This window comes from Micromonospora rifamycinica, assembly GCF_900090265.1.
GTDB classification, from domain to species: domain Bacteria; phylum Actinomycetota; class Actinomycetes; order Mycobacteriales; family Micromonosporaceae; genus Micromonospora; species Micromonospora rifamycinica.
In genome coordinates, this window is the sequence record NZ_LT607752.1 from 5,483,119 (window position 1) to 5,506,945 (window position 23,827).

18 protein-coding genes and 1 pseudogene are annotated in these 23,827 nt (G+C 74.1%); 12 read left to right on the top strand and 7 right to left on the bottom strand.

Annotated elements, in window-relative coordinates:
- The first annotated feature begins 19 nt into the window (after positions 1–19).
- The 5 genes from GA0070623_RS23090 (at position 20) to GA0070623_RS23110 (ending at position 9,973) form a co-directional block, all read left to right on the top strand.
- Entirely contained in the window at positions 20–3,886 is a 3,867-nt protein-coding gene (locus GA0070623_RS23090; RefSeq protein WP_089004355.1) for an ATP-dependent helicase, read from the top strand.
- A gap of 64 nt (positions 3,887–3,950) precedes the next feature.
- A complete protein-coding gene (locus GA0070623_RS23095; protein WP_067308525.1) occupies positions 3,951–7,469 on the top strand; it encodes an ATP-dependent helicase in 3,519 nt (1,172 codons plus the stop codon).
- 198 nt (positions 7,470–7,667) lie between these two features.
- A complete protein-coding gene (gene cspE, locus GA0070623_RS23100; RefSeq protein ID WP_007464836.1) occupies positions 7,668–7,871 on the top strand; it encodes a transcription antiterminator/RNA stability regulator CspE in 204 nt (67 codons plus the stop codon).
- Between the two features lie 219 nt (positions 7,872–8,090).
- A complete protein-coding gene (locus GA0070623_RS23105; RefSeq protein WP_067308519.1) occupies positions 8,091–9,407 on the top strand; it encodes a DEAD/DEAH box helicase in 1,317 nt (438 codons plus the stop codon).
- Between the two features lie 365 nt (positions 9,408–9,772).
- The gene (locus GA0070623_RS23110; RefSeq protein ID WP_067308522.1) at positions 9,773–9,973 is read left to right on the top strand and encodes a hypothetical protein; all 201 of its coding nucleotides are present in this window, start codon (positions 9,773–9,775) and stop codon (positions 9,971–9,973) included.
- 89 nt (positions 9,974–10,062) lie between these two features.
- On the opposite strand, the gene GA0070623_RS23115 is transcribed toward GA0070623_RS23110, so the two are convergent.
- From GA0070623_RS23115 to GA0070623_RS23130, 4 genes are read right to left on the bottom strand one after another with little or no spacing between them, the layout of a single operon-like run.
- On the bottom strand, positions 10,063–10,536 hold the full coding sequence (locus tag GA0070623_RS23115) for an RrF2 family transcriptional regulator (RefSeq protein WP_067308516.1): 474 nt from the start codon (positions 10,534–10,536) through the stop codon (positions 10,063–10,065).
- Between the two features lies 1 nt (position 10,537).
- Positions 10,538–11,422 (bottom strand): ABC transporter permease, encoded by an 885-nt coding sequence (locus GA0070623_RS23120; protein WP_067308513.1) that lies wholly within the window; start codon positions 11,420–11,422, stop codon positions 10,538–10,540.
- Positions 11,412–12,191, bottom strand: coding sequence for an ABC transporter ATP-binding protein (locus tag GA0070623_RS23125; RefSeq protein WP_067308510.1), 780 nt, complete (start codon positions 12,189–12,191; stop codon positions 11,412–11,414). Before GA0070623_RS23125 ends, GA0070623_RS23120 begins: the two co-directional genes overlap by 11 nt.
- On the bottom strand, positions 12,188–13,252 hold the full coding sequence (locus GA0070623_RS23130; protein ID WP_067308507.1) for an ABC transporter substrate-binding protein: 1,065 nt from the start codon (positions 13,250–13,252) through the stop codon (positions 12,188–12,190). Before GA0070623_RS23130 ends, GA0070623_RS23125 begins: the two co-directional genes overlap by 4 nt.
- Positions 13,253–13,502: 250 nt before the next feature.
- Between GA0070623_RS23130 and GA0070623_RS23135 the strand changes: the two genes are divergently transcribed.
- Genes GA0070623_RS23135 through nudC form a run of 3 tightly spaced genes read left to right on the top strand, consistent with a single transcriptional unit; the run spans position 13,503 to position 17,124 of the window.
- Positions 13,503–14,813, top strand: coding sequence for a M16 family metallopeptidase (locus GA0070623_RS23135; protein ID WP_067308503.1), 1,311 nt, complete (start codon positions 13,503–13,505; stop codon positions 14,811–14,813).
- Complete coding sequence (locus GA0070623_RS23140; protein ID WP_067308500.1) at positions 14,810–16,144, top strand: M16 family metallopeptidase; 1,335 nt, start codon at positions 14,810–14,812, stop codon at positions 16,142–16,144. The genes GA0070623_RS23135 and GA0070623_RS23140 overlap by 4 nt, the downstream gene beginning before the upstream one ends.
- Positions 16,141–17,124 (top strand): NAD(+) diphosphatase, encoded by a 984-nt coding sequence (gene nudC, locus GA0070623_RS23145; RefSeq protein ID WP_067308497.1) that lies wholly within the window; start codon positions 16,141–16,143, stop codon positions 17,122–17,124. Before GA0070623_RS23140 ends, nudC begins: the two co-directional genes overlap by 4 nt.
- 119 nt (positions 17,125–17,243) lie before the next feature.
- Here the strand turns inward: nudC and GA0070623_RS23150 are convergent, their stop codons facing one another.
- Together GA0070623_RS23150 and GA0070623_RS23155 are read right to left on the bottom strand one after the other, a co-directional pair.
- The gene (locus GA0070623_RS23150; RefSeq protein WP_067308494.1) at positions 17,244–17,465 is read right to left on the bottom strand and encodes a DUF397 domain-containing protein; all 222 of its coding nucleotides are present in this window, start codon (positions 17,463–17,465) and stop codon (positions 17,244–17,246) included.
- Between the two features lie 74 nt (positions 17,466–17,539).
- On the bottom strand, positions 17,540–18,517 hold the full coding sequence (locus GA0070623_RS23155) for a helix-turn-helix domain-containing protein (protein WP_067308491.1): 978 nt from the start codon (positions 18,515–18,517) through the stop codon (positions 17,540–17,542).
- 236 nt (positions 18,518–18,753) lie between these two features.
- Here GA0070623_RS23155 and GA0070623_RS23160 point away from each other — a divergent pair.
- Positions 18,754–19,956 (top strand): annotated as a pseudogene (locus GA0070623_RS23160) (MFS transporter); the annotation flags it as partial.
- 230 nt (positions 19,957–20,186) lie between these two features.
- On the opposite strand, the gene GA0070623_RS23165 reads toward GA0070623_RS23160, so the two are convergent.
- The gene (locus GA0070623_RS23165) at positions 20,187–20,429 is read right to left on the bottom strand and encodes a mycoredoxin (RefSeq protein ID WP_067308489.1); all 243 of its coding nucleotides are present in this window, start codon (positions 20,427–20,429) and stop codon (positions 20,187–20,189) included.
- Positions 20,430–20,516: 87 nt separating this feature from the next.
- Here GA0070623_RS23165 and GA0070623_RS23170 point away from each other — a divergent pair, with 87 nt between their 5' ends.
- The 3 genes from GA0070623_RS23170 to GA0070623_RS23180 all read left to right on the top strand — a co-directional run bounded on the left by GA0070623_RS23170 (position 20,517) and on the right by GA0070623_RS23180 (position 23,574).
- On the top strand, positions 20,517–22,697 hold the full coding sequence (locus GA0070623_RS23170; RefSeq protein ID WP_067308486.1) for an ATP-dependent DNA helicase UvrD2: 2,181 nt from the start codon (positions 20,517–20,519) through the stop codon (positions 22,695–22,697).
- A 123-nt stretch (positions 22,698–22,820) separates the two neighbouring features.
- Positions 22,821–23,078 (top strand): hypothetical protein, encoded by a 258-nt coding sequence (locus GA0070623_RS31145; RefSeq protein WP_084261306.1) that lies wholly within the window; start codon positions 22,821–22,823, stop codon positions 23,076–23,078.
- Between the two features lie 130 nt (positions 23,079–23,208).
- Positions 23,209–23,574, top strand: coding sequence for a WhiB family transcriptional regulator (locus tag GA0070623_RS23180; protein WP_067308483.1), 366 nt, complete (start codon positions 23,209–23,211; stop codon positions 23,572–23,574).
- The last annotated feature ends 253 nt before the right edge of the window (positions 23,575–23,827 follow it).

Here is a 23,827-nt window from a genome sequence, read left to right on the forward strand (position 1 = left end):
GACATGGTGGGATGTGGGGGTGCAGGGGTACCGGCTGGTGCGCCGACCTGCCGGACCTGGCCCCGACGACGGGCGGTCCGCCGCGGACGTCCGGGGGGACGGCCGGCACGGCGGGGCGACCGGGGGGCCGGGCCGGGCCGGGCCGGACGTCGAGGGGGAGCCGCGGCCCGGGGGGTCGACGGATGACGCCGCGCGCCCCGACGCGACCCGTACCCCGAGCCACCGGGCACCCGGCCGGGCGGGTCCGGGTCGGACGCGCAGCGGCGGGCGTGACGACCAGGCGTCAGCCGGAGCCGTCGGACGGGCCGGTGGCCGGCGGCGCGATCCGCTCCAGGACGAAGTGGTGGCGCACACCGACGGGCCGATGCTGGTCCTCGGGGGGCCGGGCACCGGCAAGACCGGCACCCTGGTCGAGGCGGTCGCCGCCCGGGTCGCCGAGGGGGTCGACCCGGAACGCCTGCTGGTGCTCACCTTCGGCCGTCGGCAGGCCACCGGGCTGCGGCACCGGATCGAGGCCCGGATCGCCGCCGACGGCCACCGGGTGCTGCGGGAACCGCTGGTACGCACCTTCCCGGCGTACGCCTTCGGGCTGCTGCGCCGGGCCGCCGCCGAGCGGGGTGAACCGTCCCCCCGGCTGCTCACCGGCCCCGAACAGGATCTGATCATCCGCGAGCTGCTGGACGTCGTGGGCACCGCACCCGACGACGACCCGGTCGGCTGGCCGGACGACCTGCTCCCCGCCCTGCGTACCCGGGCGTTCGCCGCCCAGCTCCGCGACCTGCTGATGCGGGCCGCCGAGCGGGGGGTCGGCCCGGTCGAGCTGGCCCGGCTGGGGGAGAAGCTGGGCCGCGCCGACTGGCCGGCCGCCGCCCGGTTCCTCCGCGAGTACGTCGCCGTCCTCGCCCTGCGCGACGTCGGCAACCGGGGTTCCGTGGCGTACGACCCGGCCGAGCTGGTGCGCGCCGCCACCGGGATGCTCCTCGACGATCCGGAGCTGCTGGCGGCCGAGCGCCGCCGACTGGCCCACGTCTACGTCGACGAGCTGGCCGACACCGACCCGGCCCAGCAGGACCTGCTGGCCGTCCTGGCCGACGGCGGCCGGCCCCTGGTCGCCTTCGCCGACCCGGACTCCTCCACCTACGCCTTCCGGGGCGCCGACCCGGCCGTGGTGGCCGCCTTCCCGCACCGGTTCCGGACGGCCTCCGGGGCACCGGCGGCGCAGGTCACCCTCACCACCTCCTACCGGGCCGGCGCGGTGCTGCTGGGCGCGACCGGCCGGCTGGCCCGGCGGCTGCGCGGCCCGGCCGGGCACCGGCGGCTGCGCCCACTGCCCGACGCGCCGCCCGGCAGCGTCGAGGTGCGTACCTTCCGCTCGGCCACCAGCGAGGCCGCCTGGCTGGCCCACGCGCTGCGCTCCGCCCACCTGCTCGACGGGGTGCCCTGGTCGGCGATGGCGGTGCTGGTCCGCTCGACGCACCTGCACCTGCCCTCGTTGCGCCGGGCGTTGCACACCGCCGGGGTGCCCACCGTCGTGCACGGCGAGGACCTGCCCCTGCACCTGCAACCGGCGGTGGCCCCGCTGCTGCTCCTGCTGCGCTGCGCGCTCGAACCGGCCCGGCTGGACGAGGAGTCCGCGATCGCCCTGCTGCACTCCCCGCTGGGCGGGGCCGATCCGCTCGCCGAGCGGCGGTTGCGGCAGGGGCTGCGGGCGCTCGCGCTGGCCCGCGGCGACCGGCGGCCCTCCGGCGAGCTGATCGTCGAGGCGCTGGCCGACCCGGCGGAGCTGGCCGGCATCGAACGGCGCTGGGTCGCACCGGCCCGTACCGTGGCGGAGCTGCTGGCCACCGCGCGGACGGCCGCGGCCGTGCCCGGCGCGACCGCCGAGGACGTGCTCTGGGCGGTGTGGAGCGCCAGCGGCCTGGCCGAACGGTGGGCCGGGGCGATCACCCGTGGGCAGGAGGCCACCGGCGAGCACGAGACCGCCCAGCGCTGGCGGGCCGAGGCCGCCGACCGGGACCTCGACGCGGTGCTGGTGCTCTTCGACGCGGCGGCCCGGTTCGTCGACCGGTTACCCGGCGCCCGGACGGAGGTCTTCCTCGACCACGTGCTCGGCCAGGACCTGCCGGCGGACACCCTGGCCGCCAGCGCCGACCGGGGCGAGGCGGTCCGCCTGCTCACCGCACACGCCGCCAAGGGGCTGGAATGGGACCTGGTCGCGGTGGCCGGCGTGCAGGAGGGCGTCTGGCCCGACCTGCGGCTGCGCGGCAGCCTGCTCGGCTCGGAGCGGCTCGTCGACGTGCTGGTCGGCCGGGCGGACGGCACCGGTGTCCGGGCCGGTCTGGTCGGGCAGACCTCCGCGCTGCTCGACGAGGAACGTCGGCTGTTCCACGTCGCGGTGACCCGGGCCCGGCGCCGGCTGCTGGTCACCGCCGTCGCGTCGGCGGCCGTCGGCGGCGACGACCACGAGGAGCAGCCCAGCCGTTTCCTGCACGAACTCGGCGTCCCCGACCAGGACGGCAACGCCCCCGCCGCACATGGCCCCACCGGCAACGCCCCCACCCCACCCACCCCCGATGGCAGCCCCACCCCCACCCCACCCACCCCCACCCCACCCACCCCCACCCCACCCATCCCCACCACCCCGCCCGTCGCCGTCGGTGTGGGCGACCAGAGATCTTGGCGGGAAACGGCCCCCGGAGGGGCACTTTCCCTCCAAGATCCGCTGGCTGCCCACGGCGGCGGGGTCGGTGGGGGCGATAGGCCGGCTGAGGTGCTGTCCGGAGGGCCGGGGGAGCACCCGTCCGGAGGGCCGGCTGGGGAGCTGTGCCGGGGGGCCGGGCCGGGGGAGGAGTCGTCCCGGGAGCTTCCGGTCGGGCGGGTGCCCCGGGCACTGACCCTGTCCGCGCTGGTGGCGGAGCTGCGTACCGCGATCGTCCAACCGGGGGCGTCGGTGGCCCGGCGGCGCGCGGCGGCGGCCGAGCTGGCCCGGCTGGCCGCCGCCGGCATCCCGGGCGCGCACCCCGACGACTGGTGGGGGTTGCGCGGTCTCTCCGACGACCGGCCCCTGGTGGACGAGGGCGAGGCCGTCCGGGTCACCCCGTCGGGGATGGAGAGCGCCCTGCGGTGCAGCTTGCGCTGGCTGCTCGAACGGCACGGCGGCAGTGGACCGGCCAGCGCCGCCCAGGGGGTCGGCAACCTGGTGCACGCCGCCGCGATGCTGGCCGAGGACGCCAGCGCCGACCGGACCGCCCTGCTGGAGTACGTGGCCGCCCGGTTCGACGCGATCGAGCTGGCCGCCCGCTGGATGGTCGGCCCGGAACGGGAACGCGCCGAGGCCATGGTGGACAAGCTCCTGCGCTGGCTGGCCGGCAACCCGCGCCGGCTGCTCGCCATCGAGCACGAGTTCGCGGTCCGCCTCGACGACCCGACCCGCCCGGTCGAGCTGACCGGACGGGTGGACCGGTTGGAGGTCGACGCCGACGGCCGGCTCGTGGTGATCGACCTCAAGACGGGCAAGTCGACGACGGTCACCGAGCGGGAGGTGGCGGAGCATCCGCAGCTCGGGGCGTACCAGGCGGCGGTGGAGGCGGGCGGGTTCGCCGAGTTCGGCGACGAGGCCGGGGGCGCGGCGCTGGTGCAGCTCGGCACCGGCGCGCGGGACGCCCGCGAGCAGACCCAGGCCGCCGCCGGGCAGGGCCCCGAGGCCGGCTGGGCCACCGCCCTGGTCCGGCGCACCGCCGATACGATGGCCGCCTCGACCTTCGCCGCCGTCGCCAACGCGAAGTGCCGGGTCTGCCCGGTGCGGACCAGCTGCCCCGTCTCCGGTCAGGGCCGGCAGGTCGTCGAGCCGCCGGCCGCCGGCGACCAGCGGGCGGGTGAGCAGTGAACGTGCCGGTCGTGCCACCGACGGCCGGGCGGCCGGCGTCACGGTGCGGGACGAGGGGGCAGCGGTGACCCAGCCGACCCTGTTCGGCACCGGCACCCCCGCGCCGCGTGCCGCCGACGCCGGCCCGCGCTACACGCCGGTGGAGCTGGCCCGGCTGCTCCGGCTGCCCGCCCCGACCACCGAACAGGCCGCGATCATCTCGGCACCGGTCGCCCCGCTGCTGGTGGTGGCGGGCGCCGGGTCGGGCAAGACCGAGACGATGGCCGCCCGGGTGGTGTGGCTGGTCGCCAACTCGTACGTCCGTCCGGAGCAGATCCTCGGGCTGACCTTCACCCGGAAGGCGGCCGGCGAACTGGCGCACCGGGTGCGTACCCGGCTCGACCAGCTCGTCCGGCGGCTCGGCCGGCGCTCCCGCAACCCGCTGGACGATCCGCTGGCCGGTGAGCCCACCGTCGCCACCTACCACTCGTACGCGGGGCGGATCGTCGCCGAGCACGGGCTGCGGGCCGGCTACGAACCGACCACCCGGCTGCTCACCGAGGCGTCCCGCTGGCAGCTCGTCGACCTGCTGGTGCGCAACTACGACGGCGACATGTCCGAGGTCGACCGGATGCCCAGCACCGTCACCGACGCGGTGCTGGCCCTGGCCGGCGAGCTGGACGAGCACCTGGTCGACCCGGACGAGCTGGCCGCCTGGACGGGCCGGTTCTTCGCCGAGGTGCAGGCCCATCCCGGCCGGGTCTACGCCGACGTCCGCAAGGCGCTCCAGCTCCAGCGGACCCGGCTGAAGCTGCTGCCCCTGGTGCGGGCGTACACCCGGCGCAAGGACGACTTCGAGGCGATGGACTTCGCCGACCAGCTCGCCCGCGCCGCCCGGGTGGCCCGGGACCACCCGGCGGTCGGCGCGGTCGAGCGGGACCGCTACCGGGTGGTGCTGCTCGACGAGTACCAGGACACCAGCCACGCCCAGGTGGTGCTGCTCAACCACCTGTTCGGCGGCGGCCATTCGGTCACCGCGGTCGGCGACCCCTGCCAGTCGATCTACGGTTGGCGCGGGGCCAGCGCCGGCACGCTGGACCGGTTCCCCACCGACTTCGCCCGCGCTGACGGCACCCCCGCCGGGTCGGTGACCCTCACCACCAGCTGGCGTAACCGGCCGGAGATCCTCGGCGTGGCCAACGCGCTGTCGGTGCCGCTGCGGGCCGCCGGCGCCCGGGTGCCGGAGCTGCACGCCGCGCTGAGCGTCCGGGATCCGATCCCGCACCGTAGCCCGCGCGGGCGGGCCGCCGGCACCGTGCACTGCGCGCTGCTGCCCACCTACGTCGACGAGGCGGACTGGATCGCCGACAGCGTGCTCGCCGCCTGGCGGGGGGCGGCCCGGATGCCGGGCGCGCTGCCCGAGCACATCCCGGTGCCGCAGCGCCCCGCCACCGCCGTGCTGGTCCGGCTGCGCAGCCAGATCCCGGCGATCGAGGCGGCGCTGCGGGCGCGGGGGCTGCCGGTCGAGGTGGTCGGTCTGGGCGGGCTGCTGGACACCCCCGAGGTACGGGACGTGGTCTGCACCCTGCGGGTGCTCGCCGACCCGACCGACGGCGCGTCGCTGCTGCGCCTGCTGACCGGGGCGCGCTGGCGGATCGGGCCGCGTGACCTGGTGGCCCTGCACCGGCGGGCCCGGGTCATCGCCCGGTCCCGCCGGGAGCTGACCGGCGACGACGGGCCGGAGATCGTGGTGGACACCCTCGACGAGGCGACCCTGGTGGAGGCGCTGGCCGACCTGGGGCCGGCGCAGGCGTACTCGGCGGAGGGGTATGCACGGCTGCGGTCGTACGGGATGGAACTGGCCCTGCTGCGGTACCGGCTGGACCAGACGCTGCCGGAGCTGATCGCGGACGTCGAACGCACCATCGGCCTGGACGTCGAGGTGGCGGTCCGGGCCGGCCGGGACGGCACCGGCGACGCCGGGCTGGCCCGGGGGCACCTGGACGCGCTCGGTGACGTGGCGGCCCGGTTCAGCGGCGAGACCCCGGCGGCGACGCTGGCCGGTTTCCTGGCCTACCTGGCCGCCGCCGAGGACGAGGAGCGCGGGCTCTCCCCGGGGGAGGTCGAGGTGGTGGCGGGTGCGGTGCAGGTGCTCACCGCGCACGCGGCCAAGGGCCTGGAATGGGACGTCGTCGCGGTCGCCGGGCTGACCCGGGGCGGCTGGCCCGGCCAGGTCCGCAACTCCGACCACTGGCTGGGCGGGCTGGGGGTGCTGCCCTTCCCGCTGCGCGGCGACGCCGACGGGCTGCCCGTGCTCGACCTCACCGAGGTGGCCGACCAGCGCGGGGTGGCCCGGTCGATGGCCGACTTCACCGACGCCTGGCGGGCGCACGACGAGCGCGAGGAGCGCCGGCTGGCGTACGTGGCGGTGACCCGGCCCCGCCGGCTGCTGCTCTGCTCCGGCTACTGGTGGGGCGAGGGGACCAAGCGGTTCCGGGGGCCGTCGGTGCTGCTCCGCGAGGTGTACGACGCGTGTCTGGCGGGTGGGGACGGGCTGCTGGTCGACGAGTGGGCGCCCGAGCCGGCCGGTGACGCGGTCAACCCGACCACCGAGCTGGTGCTACGGGCCGACTGGCCGGCCGACCCGCTCGGGCCGCGACGACCGGCCCTGACCGAGGCGGCGGCGCTGGTCCGCCGCTACCTCGCCGACCCCGACGCGGCCCGCCGGGAGGCCACGACCGATCTCGGGGAGGCCGGCGGGGCGGCCGCCACCGGCTTCGACGCGGCCGGGCGGGAGGCCGCCACCGATCACGACGGGGCCGGCGGGGAGGCCGTCACCGATCCCGACGCGGCCGGGCGCGCAGCCGGGCCGGAGGCGGTGGATCCGGAGCCGGTGCGGTGGCGGCGGGAGGCGGACCTGCTCCTGGCCGAGCGGGCGGAGCTGCTGCGGCGGGCCGAGGCGGTCGAGGTGCTGCTGCCCGACCATCTGTCGGTGACCCAACTGGTGGCGCTGCGCCGGGATCCGGCCACGCTGGCCCGTACGCTGCGCCGACCGATGCCCGGCCCACCCAGCCCGTACGCCCGGCGGGGCACGGCGTTCCACGCCTGGCTGGAGACCCGGTTCGGAGCCGACCGGCTGCTCGACCTGGACGAGTTGCCGGGTGCCGCCGACGCTGACGCCGCACCCGACGCGGCGCTGGCCGAGCTGCAGGAGCGCTTCCTGGCCAGCGAGTGGGCCGACCGGGTGCCGGTGGAGGTGGAGGTGCCGTTCGCCACGGTGCTGGGCGGTGTGGTGGTCCGGGGCCGGATGGACGCCGTCTTCGCCCGTCCCGGCGGGCGGTACGACGTGGTCGACTGGAAGACCGGGCGACAGCCGACCGCCGGGGAGGCCGAGGTGGCCGCGGTGCAGCTGGCCGTGTACCGGCTGGCCTGGGCAGAGCTGGCCGGGGTGCCGGTGGACCGGGTGGGGGCCGCCTTCCACTACGTCCGGGACGGGGTGACGGTGCGGCCGGCCGACCTGCTGGACGCCGACGGGCTGACCGCGATCATCGCCGGGTTGCCGGAAAATCCGGTGGGGGGTGGCGTGGCGGAAGATCCGTGGTAGGTTGTTCTTGTTGCAGTTTTGGTTTCCAGAGACTCTGTGTGCGCCTGGCGGATTGTGGCCCCAGGCGCTCTTTGTTGTGTCCGGAGTTCTCCGGGCGGGGCGACCAAAAACAACAGGCGATTCGCGCATCCCGCGCGGAGCGCTCCTCTTCGGGTCCGCGAGGTGCGGGCTCGACGTTCCGTCAAGGAGACGAAACAGATGGCAATTGGCACCGTCAAGTGGTTCAACGCTGACAAGGGCTTCGGCTTCATCACCCCGGACGGCGGCGGCGCTGACGTCTTCGCCCACTTCTCGGCGATCCAGTCCTCCGGCTACCGGAGCCTGGACGAGAACCAGCGGGTCGAGTTCGAGGTGACCCAGGGCCAGAAGGGCCCGCAGGCGGAGAACATCCGCCCGCTCTGATCTTCGGATCGTCCGGTAACACCCACCGGGTCCACCGGACCCGGTGACGGGCCGGTCCGCCGCGCCGCCCCCCGCTCCGGCGGGACGCGGCGTGCTGCGGCGGACCGGCCCGTAACCCATCGGTTCGTGCTTGTGAGTCCCGACGGCCAGTCCGTCGGAGACCGCGCCGGCTCTCGGCGCCCTCCCTCGACACGTGCCGCGTCGAGGAAGGCATTCCGCATGACCATGACCGTTCCCACCTTCGCCGCGACCGGCCTCGCGCCGGCGCTGCTCGCCGAGCTGACCGCGCAGGGCATCACCGAGCCGTTCCCGATCCAGACGGCCACCCTGCCCGACTCGTTGGCCGGTCGGGACGTGCTCGGCCGGGGGCGCACCGGCTCGGGCAAGACCCTCGCCTTCGGGCTCCCGCTGCTGCACCGCACCGCCGGCCAGCGGGCCCGCCCCGGCCGCCCGCTCGCCCTGGTGCTGGTCCCCACCCGGGAACTGGCCGCCCAGGTCACCACGGCCCTGACCCCGTACGCCCGGGCGCTGGGGTTGCGCTGCGCCACCGTGGTCGGTGGCCTCTCCCTCCAGCGGCAGGCGGACGCGCTGCGCGTCGGCGCCGAGGTGCTGGTCGCCACCCCCGGCCGGCTGCACGACCTGATCAACCGGGGTGACGCCCGGCTCGACCAGGTCGCCATCACCGTGCTCGACGAGGCCGACCAGATGGCCGACATGGGCTTCCTGCCGCAGGTGACCAAGCTGCTGGAGCAGGTCGCCCCGAACGGCCAGCGGATGCTCTTCTCGGCGACCCTGGACGGCGGGGTGGACCGGCTGGTCCGCCGGTTCCTCAGCAACCCGGTGTCGCACTCGGTGGACCCGGGCACCGCCACGGTGACCGCGATGACCCACCACGTGCTGCACGTCGACGCGGCGGACAAGCCCACCGCGCTCACCCAGATCGCCGCCCGCGAGGGCCGCACCATCCTGTTCATGGCGACCAAGCACCGCGCCGACCGGATGGCCCGGCAACTGCTCGCCAAGGGCGTACGCGCGGCGGCGCTGCACGGCGGGAAGTCCCAGCCGCAGCGCACCCGGATCCTGGAGCAGTTCCGGACCGGGCAGGTCACCGCGCTGGTCGCCACCGACGTGGCGGCCCGGGGCATCCACGTCGACGGGTTGGACATGGTGGTCAACGTGGACCCGCCCACCGAGGCGAAGGACTACCTGCACCGCGGTGGCCGGACCGCCCGTGCCGGGGAGGCCGGCCAGGTGGTCACCCTGGTCCTGCCCGAGCAGCGTCGGGACGTCTCCCGGCTGATGAGCGTGGCCGGCATCAAGCCGCAGTCCACCCAGGTACGCCTCGGCGACGGGGCGCTGGCCCGGGTGACCGGCGCGCGTGAGCCGTCCGGCGTGCCGGTGACCATCGTCGCCCCGGCCCCCGCTCCGGCCGCCCGCCCGCGGGCCGCCGTCGGTGGCGGTAACGGTGGCGAGGGCGGCCGGTCGCACCGGGCGTCGGGCCGCTCCCGTCGGCCGCGTCGCCCCCGTACCGCCTGACCGACGCACCGTCCCCCCGGCGGCCGACACCGAACGCCTGGACCGACCCGACGGGACCGCTGGTGTGGTGTCGGCGTGCTGCCGGTGCCGCACCGTCGTCCGGTCGGGTCGGTCCCGTTGCGGGGTCGTCACCTCGTGCCGACCGGGAGTGGGTGGCCGCGCGCCCCGTCGGTCGGGAGCGGATCCCGGCCGTCGGATGGACGCTGCGGGGTCGTCGGAAGACCCTCGGTGATCATGCTGGCTGATGGGTCGGTTTGCCGGCTCGATTGCGTCCGATCGGTGACTGTTCCACCGGGTGCGGCTGGTCGAAGCTAGCTGCCGGGGGAAAGAACCGGCCGGCACGGCCGGGCACGGGAGGGGTGACCATGGCGGGGGACGCCGATTCGGGGGCGGGGCGCGAGCTGCTGGTGGTGTTCGCCGTGGCGGGTGCCGGGCTCCTGCTCGCCATGGTCGCGGCGTTCGCGCCCTGGCACCCGAGGCCGGGACGGGCCGCCCCGGCCGGGTTGGTCGAGCTGCACACCCCTGACGAGGTACGCCCGTCCACGGTCGAGCTGACCGTGGGTTGAGTCGGGCCGGCGGTCCGGGCGGCCGTCCGAGCGTCGGATCCTGGGGGGTCGACGGTCGGACGGCCACCCGGGTGGCCGCCGTCCACGGGTCAACGGGCCGCGGTCTGCTCCCGGTGGACCAGCAGGTCGGTCAGCGTGGTCCGGTCGACCACCACGGCGATCGCGCCGTCCACCGCGAGCCATACGTCGCGCAGGCCGGCAGCCACCCCGTGGTAGCCGGCGTCCTCGGCGGGCAGTCCGCGGACGGTGGTCAGTGAGCCGCCGACGGCGCGCAGCACGTCCCCGACGCTGATCTGCGCGGCGGGGCGGGTCAGCGCGTAGCCGCCCTCGGTGCCCCGGTGGCTGAGCAGCAGACCGGCACGGCGCAGGTCGAGCAGGATGCCCTGGAGGAAGCTCAGCGGGATGCCCTGCGCCTGCGCCAGGCTCGCCGCCTTCACCAGGTCCCCACCCACCCCACCGTCGGGGCGGCCGGTCCCGTCGTCGGGGCCGGCGTGCCCGCCGCCGGAGGCGGCGACGGCGAGCATGGCCCGGAGCGCATAGTCGCTGCGCGCGGAGATGTACACGTCACTGACCAGCCTGGTCCAGGACGCCCCAGCGGCGGCGGATCGCCCGGTCCGCCGCCCCGAACGCGGCGTCGACCACCAGCCCGACCACCAGGATGACGATCATCGTGGCGAGCAGCCAGGGTGCGTCGGACAGTTCCCGGGAGTAGGTGAGCTGGGCGCCCAGCGACGTCTGGGAGATGCCGACCACCAGCAGCTCACCGGCCATCAGGCTGCGCCAGGAGAAGGCCCAGCCCTGCTTGAGCCCGGCGACGATGGCGGGCAGCGCGGCCGGCGCGATGACGTACCGGTAGAGGTTCAGCCCCCGGGCGCCGAGGTTGCGGCCGGCCCGGACCAGCAGCGGCGGCACGTAGTCGACCCCGCTGATCACCCCGTTGGCGATGGACGGCGCGGCACCGAGCACCACCACGAAGAAGATCGCCTTCTCGCTCAGCTCGAACAGCAGGATGGCCAGCGGGAACCAGGCGATCGACGGCATCGTCTGCAATGCGGTGATCATCGAGCCGATCGCCGCCCGGAGCACCGTGAACCGGGCCACCGCCAGGCCGACCAGCAGGCCGACCGCGACGGAGAAGAGATAGCCGAGCGCCGCCCGTTGCAGCGTGGTGGCGAGCCCGTCCCAGAGCTGCCGGCCGCTGGCCTGCCGGACCAGCTCCTCGGCGACGGTGACCGGGCCGGGCAGCGAGTACGGCGGCTTCCACCCGCTCCAGACCACCAGCTGCCACAGGCCGATGGCGATGCCGAGCGCGGCGAGCTTGGGCCAGGTGGACGCCCAGAGCCGGGCACCCCGGGAGACCTCCTTCTCCTGGCCGGCGATCTCCAGCGCGTCCAGCCCGGAGATCTCCGCGTCGGTGCGGGCCGCGCCGGTCAGGGTGTCATTTGCCATGGCGGCCCACCTCGGTACGGAGTCGGTCGGTGACCTCGGAGGCGATCGCGGCCACCTCGGGGGAGTCGATGCGCCGGGGACGGGCCACGTTCACCTCCGTGGACCAGATGATCCGGCCGGGTCGGCTGCTGAGCAGGATGATCCGGTCGGCGAGCCGGGCCGCCTCCCGGACGTTGTGGGTCACGAACAGCACGGTGAGCTGCCGCTCGGTCCAGATGCGTTCCAGCTCGTCGTGCAGGATGTCCCGGGTCATCGCGTCGAGCGCGCCGAACGGCTCGTCCATCAGCAGCACCGGGGTGTCCAGGGCGAGGGTGCGGGCCAGGGCGACCCGCTGCCGCATGCCGCCGGAGAGCTGGTGCGGCCGTTTGCGCCCGAAGTCGGACAGGTGGACGGTGCTCAGCAGCTCCGCCACCCGTTCCCGACGCTCGGCCCGGGGCAGCCCGCGCAGCTTCAACGGGACCTCGACGTTGGCCTCGACGGTCAGCCACGGGAAGAGCGCCGGCTCCTGGAACATCAGGCCGGGGTTCGCGTCGTCGGCCACCGTGATGGTGCCGCCCTGCGCCCGGTCCAGCCCGGCGACCAGGTTAAGCAGCGTGCTCTTGCCGCAGCCGGACGCGCCGACGAGGCAGACGAACTCGCCCGGACGGACGTCCAGGCTCACCCCGTCCAGGGCGAGGACGGCGTTCGTCCCGCGCCCGTACACCTTGGTCACCCCGGAGAGCGCGACCGCGGCGGTCGCGCTCTGCGGGGTCGTCGTGGTCGACGTCACGGCTGGGTGACCTCGGCCTGGCCCTGGGTCCTGAGCACCTCGTTGAGGTACTTCAGGTCGTACAGCCCGTCGAGGTCGACCGGCTGGGTCAGCTGCACCGCGACGGCGTGGTCCAGCCCGGTCTTGAGCGAGGACGCGATGGGGTCGTTGGTGAACAGCAGGGTCGGCCACGCCTGCTTGATCAGCTTGAGGTCCAGCGGCTTACCGGTGATCTTGCCGATGTGGTCGGAGATCGCCTGCTGGGCCTCGTCCGGCTTGGCGTTGACGAAGTCGTTCGCCGCGACCTGCGCCTCGACCAGCTTCTTCACCGTCTCGGGGTGGGCCTTGAGGAACTTGGTGGAGACGATCAGGTTGGTGATGACGAACTTCTTGTCGGGCCAGAGGTCCCGCTCGTCGACGAGGACCTTGCCGCCGGCGTTGACCAGCCGGGAGACGAACGGCTCGGGCACCCACGCGCCGTCGATCGTGCCGCTGGAGAAGGTCTCCACCGTCTGGGCGTTCTCCTGCGGGACGATCTTGACGTCGCCGCCGCCCTCCTTGGTGGTCTTCAGGCCCTTCTCCTGGAGCCAGTAGCGGATGGCCACGTCCTGGGTGTTGCCGAGCTGCGGGGTGGCGATCTTCTTGCCGCGCAGCTGCTCGACCGAGGTGATCTCCGGCTTGACCACCAGGGCGACCCCGCCGGAGGCGGCGCCGGAGATGACCCGGACGGCCTCGCCCTTGGACTTGGAGAAGGCGTTCACCGTCGGGTTCGGCCCGATGTACGTGGCGTCGAGCGCGCCGGAGAAGATCGCCTCCACGGCGGCCGGGCCGGCGTTGAACGTCTTGGTGTCGAGCTTGACGTCGCTGCCGAGCTTCTCGGCGAAGATGCCCTTCTCGACACCGACCACGGCCGGCGCGTGGGTGATGTTGGGGAAGTAGCCCAGCCGCAGGGTGACCGGGCCGGAATCGCCGCCACCGGCGCTGTCGTCGTCACCGCACGCCGCGGTGGTCCCCATCGTGGCCGCGCCGATGACGGCGAGGGTGGCGAGGGAGACCAACCGACGGAAGGGGAGCCGTCTCATCGTCCATCCAATCCGCAGTATTCCTATTTAGTTGGTAGGAAGAGTGGGGCAGGGGTCCGGCAGCGTCAAGAACAGTCCACATCGTGGGATTAACAGTCCCGGATATTGCCGGCTTACCCCTTCTCTTGGGGGTTTTCGGGCTCATCGCCGCACACCCGTCGACACCCGGAGCGGCCGCCGCACACCCCCGGCACCCTTGGCGACCCGAGGACGGCCGTGTCGCCGGTGGCGACACGCTAGGGTCGATCACGTGCCGACCCGGAGAGCGAAGATTCCCACGACGAAGTACCCGGTCGAGCGGTTCACCCTCGACAACGGCCTACGGGTGGTCCTCACCCCGGACCGCAGCGCCCCGGTGATCGGGGTGGCGGTCGTCTACGACGTCGGCATCCGCTCCGAGCCGCAGGGCCGCACCGGCTTCGCCCACCTCTTCGAGCACCTGATGTTCCAGGGCTCGGAGAACCTGGAGAAGCTGGCCCACTTCCGGCACGTCCAGGGTGCCGGCGGCACCTTCAACGGCTCCACCCACCTGGACTACACCGACTACTACGAGACGCTGCCCGCCAACGCCCTGGAACGGGCGCTGTTCCTGGAGGCCGACCGGATGCGCGGCCCCCGGCTGACCGAGGAGAACCTGCGCAACCAGGTCGACGTGGTCAAGGAGGAGATCCGGGTCAACGTGCTCAACCGGCCGTACGGCGGGTTCCCCTGGCTGACCCTGCCGCCGGTCATGTTCGACACCTTCCCCAACGCGCACGACGGCTACGGATCCTTCGACGACCTGGAGTCCGCCACCGTCGCCGACGCCGCCGACTTCTTCCGCCGCTACTACGCCAGCGGCAACGCCGTGCTCGCGGTCAGTGGGGACGTCGACGTCGCGGAGGCGACCGCCCTGGTCGAACGGCACTTCGGTGACGTGCCGGCCCGGCCGGCCCCGGAACGCCCCGACTTCACCGAGCCCGACCTGACCGCCGAGCGGCGCACCTCGTACACCGATCGGCTGGCGCCGCTGCCGGCGGTGGCCTCGGCGTGGCGGGTGCCCGATCCGGTCGGCGACTTCACCGGCTACCTCGCCTACGCGGTCCTCGCCGAGGTGCTGACCGACGGGGAGGCGTCCCGGCTGGTCGAGCGGCTGGTCCAGCGGGACCGCAGCGTCACCGGCCTCGGCGGCTACCTCGGTTTCATGGGTGACCCGTTCGACGTCCGCGACCCCACCGCGCTGCTGTTCCAGGCGCACCTGCCGCCCGGCGGCGACGTGGACAAGGTGCTGCGCACGGTCGACGAGGAGCTGGACCGGCTGGCCACCGACGGGCTGACCGACGGCGAACTGGCCCGCACCCAGGCGCGGATGGCTACCCACCTGCTGCGGGACACCGACGCGGTGCTCGGCCGGGCGCTGCGGATGGCGGTGCTGGAACAGCAGCGCGGCGAGCCGGGCCTGCTCAACGAGCTGCCCCGGCTGGTCGGCGAGGTCACCGAGGCGCAGGTCCGCGCCGCCGCCGCCACGCTGCGCCCGGACCGCCGCGCCTCCATCGAGATCATCCCCGGAGGTGCCCGGTGAGCGCGTTGACCCCTACCGTCCGGGCGCTGCCGGCGCTCGGACCGACCCGGCGGCTCAAGCTGCCCAGGCAGGCCGAGCGGCGGCTCGGTAACGGGCTGACCGTGATCGCGGTACGCCGGCCCGCGGTGCCCCTGGTCGAGCTGCGGCTGTGGCTGCCGTTCGGCCGGACCCACCTGGCCCGCAGCGCGATCCTCGCCGAGACGCTGCTCGCCGGCACCGCCACCCTCACCGCCACCCGGATCGCCGCCGAGCTGCAGAAGGTCGGCGGCGGGCTCTCCGCCGGGGTCGATCCGGACCGGCTGATGGTCTCCGGCGCGGGGCTGGTCACCGGGCTGGACCGGATGCTGGAGATCCTGGCCGACGTGCTGACCGGGGCCAGCTACCCGGCCGACTGGGTGCAGACCGAACGGGACCGGCTGGTGGACCGGATCCAGGTGGCGCAGAGCCAGCCGGCCCAGGTGGTGCGTACCGCGCTGCTCCGGCGGATCTACGGCCGGCACCCGTACGCGGTCCAGACGCCGGAGCCGGAGCAGGTCCGCGCAGTCCGTCCGGCGGCGCTGCGCCGGTTGCACGCCGACCGGGTGCACCCGGCCGAGGCGGTGCTGGTGCTGGTCGGCGACGTCCAGCCGGAGCGCGCGTTGGACGCTGCGGAGAAGGCCCTGACCGGCTGGACCGGGGACAGCCGGGGGGCCGACCTGCCGCCCGCGCCGCCGCTGGAACCGGGGCCGCTGCTGCTGGTGGACCGGCCGGGTTCGGTGCAGTCGTCGCTGCGGATCGCGTTGCCGGCGGTGCCCCGCACCCATCCGGACCACGCCGCGCTGCAACTGGCGAACCTGATCTTCGGGGGCTACTTCTCGTCCCGCTGGACGGAGAACATCCGGGAGGACAAGGGCTACACCTACGGCCCGCACTCGTCGGTCGAGCACTCGGTGGCCGGGTCGGTGCTGGTCGCCGGGGCCGAGGTGGCCACCGAGGCGACCGGCCCGGCCCTGCTGGAGACGACGTACGAGCTGGGTCGGCTGGCGTCGCTGCCGCCCGGCCCGGAGGAGCTGGAGCAGGCCCGCCAGTACGCCCTGGGCACCCTTCAGCTCGGCATCTCCACCCAGGCCGGGCTGGCCGCGTTGACCAGTGCGTACGCCGGCAACGGGTTGCGGCTGGACTTCATCGCCGAGCATGCGGCCCGACTGGCGAAGGCCACCGTGGACGACGTCGCCGAGGCGGCGGCCCGGTACCTCGCCCCGGCAGGGGCGGTCGTGGTGGTGCTCGGGGACGCCGAGCGGGTCGCCGGTCCGTTGGCCGCCCTCACCGCGGTGCGTACGGAGTCGGCGTGAGCGGTGAGACCGCTCCGCCGCTGGCCCGTTCCACGCTGGACCGGGCCGCGCACCGGCGTACCGACCCGCAGTGGTTGGCGCAGGCCTGGCAGCGGGCCCGGGTGCTGGTCCTGGACTCGACCAGGGAGGGGCGGGCGCTCGTCCGGGCCGACGTGAACCCGCCGGTGCTGGTGTTCCGCGACGCCGCCCAGGTCGAGGCGCCGGGACAGGTCGGGTCGCCGGGGCAGGTCGGGTCGCCCGGCGAGGCGTACCCGCTCTTTCTCGGGGTGGAGCCCGACGGTGTGCCGGTGTTCGCGGTGGACGCCCCGCTGCCCGAGCTGCCGGACACCCGGGCGGCCCACCTGCGGGAGATCGGCCATCTGCTCGGTGACCGGGACGCCGGGATCTTCACCACCGCGCTCGCCCTGGTCAACTGGCATCTGGGGCATGGTTGGTCACCGCGGACCGGGAAGCGGACCGAGGTCGACGAGGGCGGCTGGTCGCGGGTGGACGCGGACGGCCACCGGGCGTGGCCGCGTACCGACCCGGCGATGATCGTCCTGGTGCACGACGGGGTGGACGGTCCGGAGGGTCGCTGCCTGCTGGGCAACAACGCCACCTGGCCGCGTACCCCGGGGCAGCGGCGTTTCTCCTGCCTCGCCGGCTATGTCGAGCCGGGGGAGTCGGTGGAGGCGGCCGTGCTGCGTGAGGTCCGCGAGGAGGTCGGCGTCGGGGTCGAGCGGATCCGGTACGCGGGCAGCCAGGCCTGGCCGTTTCCCGGTTCGCTGATGCTGGGCTACCTGGCCGAGGCGGACCCGGGGGAGCCGGTGCGGCTCGATCCGACGGAGATCGCGTACGCCCGCTGGTTCACCCGGCGGGAGATCGGCGCGGTGCTGGCCGGACGGGCGGTGGATGCGGGGGACGGTGACCGGGTGCTCCTGCCGCCGCCGTCGTCGATCGCCCTGTTCCTGGTCCACCGCTGGCTCGACGGTCACTGCTGACCGCGCCCGACCGGGGGTGTCCTCCGGTCGGGCCTGACCACGTTGTGCTCCGGTCGGGCCGGACCGGGACGGTGCGGGACCGCCGGCGGTCCCGCCGACGGCCCCGCGCGGTCGCCGGATCAGTCCAGTGCGAACTGTCCGTTCTTCGTGCCCTCGATGAAGCCGAGCCAGCCGGCCCGGGGGAAGAGCAGGATCGGGCCGCCCGGGTCCTTGCTGTCCCGCAGCGCCACCGCCGCCGCCGCGGTGCGCAGCTGGGCGACCTCGACGCAGTTGGAGGTCTGGCTGCGGGTGCTCTTGTGCCAGCGGGCGTCGGCGGGCACGGTCTCCTGGATCTCGTTCATGACTCTGCTCCTGGTTTCTGGAACTGCTTCGACGAAACGAGCGGCGGTCGCCCGGCCCTGACGGCAGGTGGGTGTCACCGATCCGTCAGACGCCCGGTTTGTCGGCGGCGCTGGGCCGGCGCTGCTGTCGGACCCGGGGCCGCTGTGGACGAGGTCGCCGTCTCGGTCAGCCGTCCCGTCGCCGTGAAGAGCCAGGTAAGGGTGTCCGATGCGGAGAGCGCCGCCGAGCACAACCACTCAAATGCCACTTTATATCGATTTACCGTGGTTGCCTCGGTCGACATGACGTCGATGAAGCCTCCTTCGATCGCCAGCGTCTCCGGATCCTGGGCGTCGGCGAACCGGTAGAGCGAGAACGCCGTCGGCGGCAGGTAGAACTCCCCGATCCGGGTGTCCCGGAGCAGCAGGTGCAGCGTCACGTTCGGCAGGATGGCCAGCTCACAGAGGTGGGCGAGCTGGTCCCGCAGCACGTCGGGCGGGCAGGCCCGCCGACCCAGCGCGGCCTCCTCCAGCACCGCCGTGTACTCCGGACCGTCCGCGCGGTCGAGCAGGGACTGCCGGGCGCGGCGGGCCTTGACCTCGGTCTCCGGGTCGTGTCCGGCGGACGGCCCGGCCGACTCCGTGGCGGCGGCGTTGGCCGAGACGATCCGCAGCCGGGCGTACCCCTCGGTCTGCAACAACCCCGGCACCAGCACCGGGTTGTACTCCCGGATCTGGGCGCAGCCGGCCTCCAGCTCGGTCCAGCCCAACTGCTGCTGGGTCATCACCGGATACGACCTGCGCCAGGCGCGCATGTCGCCGGCCTCCTCGGTGATGACGAGCAGCTCGTCCCGCAGGGCGGCGCCGGCCCCGTAGAGGTCGAGCAGGATGCCGACGTCCTCCGGGTCGGGGCGGCTGCGGCCGTTCTCCAGGCGGGAGAGCTTCGACGCCGACGCCCAGCCGATCCGCTCGATCACCTGGTCACCGGTGAGTTCCGCCGCCTCGCGCAGCCGGCGCAGTTCATTGCCGAGCCTGCGTCGCCGCAGGATCGGGCTCGGTACGGCAGGAGGCACGATGTCCTCGATTCCGTCGACCGCCGCAGGACGCGACGGTAACTGTATGAAATTCGCCCCCCACGGTCAGTATGGACGGCGCGACCGGAGTCGGAGGTCCCGACGAGGGCGTGTCTTGCGACAAAAAGAGGACTGTGGAACCTGCCCACCGGGCACCGGGGACGATGCCGTCCCACCCGGCGGCAGTTCCCCCGTACGCGCCCCACCCGGGCGCCACTCCCGCCGGAGGGAACCCCATGCACACCGTCCTGCGCCGCCCCGACTTCCGTCTGCTCTTCGTCGCGCTGCTGGCCAGCATGGCGGCCGAGTCGATGCTGCTGCTCGCCCTCGCCATCTGGGTCAAGGATCTGACCGGCTCCGACGGGCTGGCCGGCGCGACCATCTTCGCGATCATCGCGCCGATGGTCCTTGCCCCGCTGGTCGGCTGGGTCGTCGACCGGTACCGTCGCCGACCGTTCTTCGTGGTCGCCAACCTCGGCACGGCACTGCTGCTCAGTCCGCTGTTCGCGGTCCGCGACCGGGATGACGTCTGGATCGTCTACCTGGTGGCGGCCTGCTACGGGTTGTCCTACCTGACACTGCACGCCACCCTGAACGGACTGCTCCGCCAGCTCGTGCCGAGCGAGCTGCTGGCCGACGCGAACGGGGCGTTGCAGACCGTGCGGCAGGGCCTGCGCCTCGGTGGTCCGCTGGCCGGCGCGGCCCTGTACGCGGCGGTCGGTGGCTGGCTGCTCACCAGCCTGGCGATGACCGGGTTCGTGGTCGCCGCCGCCGTGGTGGGCCTGCTCCGGGTGACCGAGCACCCGCCCGCCGCCGCCACCCTGCGCTGGCCCGCCGAGCTGGCCGCCGGGCTGCGTCACCTGACCCGCGAGGCGGCCCTGCGCCGGGCGCTGCTCGGGTACGGGCTGGGCTCGCTCGTGATGGGCTTCACCGAATCGCTGATCTTCGCGTACGTCGACCAGGGGCTGGACCGCGACGCCGCCTTCGTCGGGGTGCTGATCACCGTGCAGGGGGTCGGCGGCCTGGCCGGCGGTCTGCTCTCGCCGACGGTCGTCCGCCGGGTGGGTGAGCTGGGGGCGCTCGCCGCCGGGGTGACCCTCTTCGGCCCGGCCGCCCTGGCCCTGGCCTGGCCGGATCTGCGGCTCGGCGTGCTGGCGCTGCTGCTGGCCGGGCTGTCCCTGCCGTTGACCATGGTCGGGCTGAGCACGCTGGTCCAGCGGCGTACCCCGCCGGGGCTGCTCGGCCGGGTCACCGCGGCCTCCGAGGCGCTGGTCAGCGGCCCGCAGGCGGTCTCCATCGGCACCGGGGCGCTGCTCGTCGGTGCGATCGACTACCGGCTGCTCTTCGTCCTCGTCGGGGTGGTCACCACACTCGCCGGTCTCTGGCTCTGGCAGGGCCGTCGGCTGACCCCGCCGACGGCCGTCCTGCCCGTCCCGCCGAACGCCGTCCCGCCGAACGCCGTCCCGCCGAACGCCGTCCCGCCGACGGCCGTCCCGCCGACCCCGCCGACCCCGGCGACCGCCGTCCCGCCCGCCCCGGCGGTCCACGTCCCGGCCCCCGCCGGCCGCTGTCCGACCCCGCGGTCGACCGGATCCCCGGCCGGTGACCCCGACGCCGCGCGGGCGGCCCGACCGGTGGGTTGGACCGCCCGCGCGGTGGGCCGGTAGGGTCAGCCGGTGAGTGCGGCCAGGTGCTGCTTGACCTGGACGATGGACGGGTTGGTCAGCGCGCTGCCGTCGGCGAAGCGCAGGGTCGGGACGGTCTGGTTGCCGCCGTTGACGCTCATCACGAAGTCCGCCGCCTGCGGGTCCTGCTCGATGTCGACCACCTCGTATCCGATACCTTCCCGGTCCAGCTGTGACCTCAGCCGGTGGCAGTAGCCGCACCACGGGGTCGAATACATGGTCAACATCGTCGGTCCTCCAGGGGTCGCCGCATCGGCCCGGTCAGGCCAGGCTAACCGCTACAACATCAGCCGGAGCTGAGATGATTCCTGGCTGTGGGGGATCACTCGGGGGTGGAGGCGGTGCTCAGCGGGCTGGATCCGGACCAACGGTCGGCGGTCACCGCGCCGGCCGGCCCGGTCTGCGTGCTGGCCGGTGCCGGCACCGGCAAGACCCGCGCGGTGACCTCCCGGATCGCCCACCGGGTGCTGACCGGCGAGATCGTCGGCCGGCACGTGCTGGCGGTCACCTTCACCGCGCGGGCCGCCGCCGAGATGCGCAACCGGCTGGCCCTGATCGGGGTGCCGGGAGTGCAGGCGCGGACGTTCCACGCCGCGGCCCTGCGCCAGGTGCGGTACTTCGCCCCCCGGCTGCTGTCCGGGCGGGCCATGCCGGAGCTGCTGGACAGCAAGGTCCGAATGGTCACCCTGGCGGCCGCCAAGGTGGGCCTGCGGGCCGACCGGGCCGCCGCCCGGGATCTGGCCGGCGAGATCGAGTGGGCCAAGTCGTCACTGGTCGAGCCGGGGGAGTACCCGGTCGCCGCCGCCAAGGCGCTGCGCGAGACGCCCCACGACCCGGCCCGGGTGGCCGAGGTCTTCACCGCGTACGAACGGCTGAAACGGTCCTCCGGGGTGATCGACTTCGAGGACCTGCTGCGGGCCGCGGTCTGGGGCATCGAGGAGCACCGGGACGTGGCCGAGCAGGTACGGAGCCAGTACCGGCACTTCGTCGTCGACGAGTACCAGGACGTCAACCCGCTCCAGCAACGGCTGCTCGACGTCTGGCTGGGGGGCCGGGACGACGTGACGGTGGTCGGTGACGCCAGCCAGACCATCTACTCGTTCACCGGGGCCACCTCGGCGTACCTGATCGACTTCCCGCGCCGGCACCGGGACGCGACAGTGGTCCGACTGGTCCGTGACTACCGGTCCACCCCGCAGGTGGTCGGGCTGGCCAACGCGGTGATCGGCCAGGCCCGGGGCACCGAGGCGCGGCTGCGGCTGGAGCTGCACGGCCAGCGCCCGCCCGGCCCCGAACCGGACCTGCGGATCTTCACCGACGAGCCGGCCGAGGCGAACGCGGTGGCGGCCCGCTGCCGGACCCTGATCGAGGGGGGCACCCCGGCGCGGGAGATCGCTGTGCTGTTCCGCACCAACGCCCAGTCCGAGGCGTACGAGAAGGCGCTGACCGAGGTCGGCGTGCCGTACGTGGTGCAGGGGGCGGAACGGTTCTTCGAGCGGGCCGAGGTGCGCCAGGCGATGGTGGCGTTGCGGGCCGCCACCCGGTCGATCCCGGGCGAGACCCCGGTGCCGGTCGCGGCCCGGGAGGCGCTGACCGCCATCGGGTGGGCGCCCGACACGCCCCCGCCGGGTGGCGCGGCCCGGGAGCGTTGGGAGGCGCTCGCCGCCCTGGTCCAGCTCGCCGAGGAGTACGCGGCCACCCCCGAGGTGCTGCCGATCGGCGAGGCGGCGGCGGTGGAGCGCCCGGCGACCCTCACGGGCTTCACCGACGAGCTGGCCCGGCGGGCCGCCCAGCAGCACGTGCCGACCGTGGACGGGGTGACCCTGGCCTCCCTGCACGCGGCCAAGGGGCTGGAGTGGGACGCGGTGTTCCTGGTCGGCCTGGCCGAGGGCACCCTGCCCACCTCGTACGCCCGGACCCCGGAGCAGGTGGAGGAGGAGCGGCGGCTGCTCTACGTCGGGATCACCCGGGCCCGGCAGTGGCTCTGGCTGTCGTACGCCTCGGCCCGCTCGCCGGGTGGCCGGTCCCGTCGCCCGTCGCGGTTCCTGCCCCAGCTGGACCGGACCGGGGGCGGCGAACGGGCCGGCGCGGCCCGGGCGGGTGGTGCGGCCGGGGTGAAACGGGCGGTGGAGCGCCGCCGCAGCCAGGTGGTCTCCTGTCGGATCTGCGGCGCGACCCTGCTCGCCGGGGCGGACCGCAAGCTGGGGCGCTGCCCGAGCTGCCCCTCCGACATCGACGAGAACCTGTACGAGCGGCTCTGCGACTGGCGGGCCCGGGTGGCCGGGACGCAACGGGTGCCGGCGTACGTGGTGTTCACCGACGCCACCCTGGTAGCGCTGGCCGAACGGCGTCCGGCGCGGATGGAGGAGCTGATCGCGATCGCCGGCATCGGCCCCCGCAAACTCGGCCTCTACGGCGAGGCGGTGCTGGCGTTGGTGGCCGGTGCCGCGGTGGAGGACATCGGTCCGGAAAAAACTTCCCCAATCTCGTCGTAAATTCGTTTGCTCTCGCCCCGGGGCGAGGAATAGCCTCAGAACGCACCTCGGGAGCAGCGCCGTTTCGGCTGCTCACGGGGTTGGTCCCAGTCGGCACGAGGAACGTTGAGGGAGGTGGCACCCGTGGAGATCTTCACCTATGAGCGTCCGGCGGCGATGCCAGCTGCCCACGCTCCGCTGTCGGCTGTTCGGGTGGCCCCGGCTGCTCCGCGACCGTCGGCTCCGCAGGTGCACCAGGTCTCGGTTCAGGCCGAGCTGAACCTGACTGTTGTGCCCACTGCGGGAGTCGAGGGGACCAGTGGCTTCACGGGTCTGGGCATTGATGTCGCTACGAAGCGCATGGATGTCCGCGGCGTTCCACCTCGAGGGAGACCGGTCTGATCTTCAGACCACCGGCTCACCTCGAGGCCGCGGAACCCGCTCACCGGGATCCGCGGCCTCAGTTTTTTGCCCGTCGAAGTACGTCGGAATGCGATCCATGAGATCGAAGTGAGAGAGAGGTGACCGGGAGATGAGTCTGGCGTTGGCCCCCCTCGATGTGAGCGTCGAGCTGGAGGCGAACCTTCCCTGCCGGAAGTTCGACCCCGACCTGTGGTTCTCCGACTCGCCCACCGACCTGGAGCTGGCCAAGTCGCTCTGCGGGGACTGCCCGCTGCGCGTCGAGTGCCTGGCCGGTGCGGTCGAGCGGGCCGAGCCCTGGGGCGTCTGGGGCGGCGAGATCTTCGAGCGTGGCGCGGTCGTCCCGCGCAAGCGGCCCCGTGGCCGTCCGCGCAAGGAGGACCTCGCCCGGGACGCGGCCCTTCAGGTCGAGGCCGAGGCGCGACTGGCGGCCAGTGGTGTGGCCACCTCGCGTAACGCGGTCCGGTTGGCAGCCTGACACCTACCCGATCCGTTCCACCCACCCGCCGACGGTCGTCGGCCACGAGAAAGTTGACGTTGATGCTGCACCTGCCGAACGTGACCGAGATGCAACTACTCCACGAAGCGTTGTCCCGGGCTCGAATGCGCCGGCCTCAGGCCGGTCGTACCACCACGAGCACTGAGGCGCACCGCTCCGCCCGTACCGTCGCGATGGAGAGCCGCAGCCAGTCGGCTCGCGACCTGGGCGTTCTCTAGACCACCACCGACAG

Excerpts from the sequence above, each read along its gene's own strand:
- cspE (WP_007464836.1), top strand. The coding sequence starts at position 7,668 with ATGGCAATTGGCACCGTCAAGTGGTTCAACGCTGACAAGGGCTTCGGC.
- GA0070623_RS23105 (WP_067308519.1), top strand. The coding sequence starts at position 8,091 with ATGACCATGACCGTTCCCACCTTCGCCGCGACCGGCCTCGCGCCGGCG.
- GA0070623_RS23110 (WP_067308522.1), top strand. The coding sequence starts at position 9,773 with ATGGCGGGGGACGCCGATTCGGGGGCGGGGCGCGAGCTGCTGGTGGTG.
- GA0070623_RS23120 (WP_067308513.1), bottom strand. The coding sequence starts at position 11,422 with ATGGCAAATGACACCCTGACCGGCGCGGCCCGCACCGACGCGGAGATC.
- GA0070623_RS23130 (WP_067308507.1), bottom strand. The coding sequence starts at position 13,252 with ATGAGACGGCTCCCCTTCCGTCGGTTGGTCTCCCTCGCCACCCTCGCC.
- GA0070623_RS23150 (WP_067308494.1), bottom strand. The coding sequence starts at position 17,465 with ATGAACGAGATCCAGGAGACCGTGCCCGCCGACGCCCGCTGGCACAAG.
- GA0070623_RS23165 (WP_067308489.1), bottom strand. The coding sequence starts at position 20,429 with ATGTTGACCATGTATTCGACCCCGTGGTGCGGCTACTGCCACCGGCTG.
- GA0070623_RS23180 (WP_067308483.1), top strand. The coding sequence starts at position 23,209 with ATGAGTCTGGCGTTGGCCCCCCTCGATGTGAGCGTCGAGCTGGAGGCG.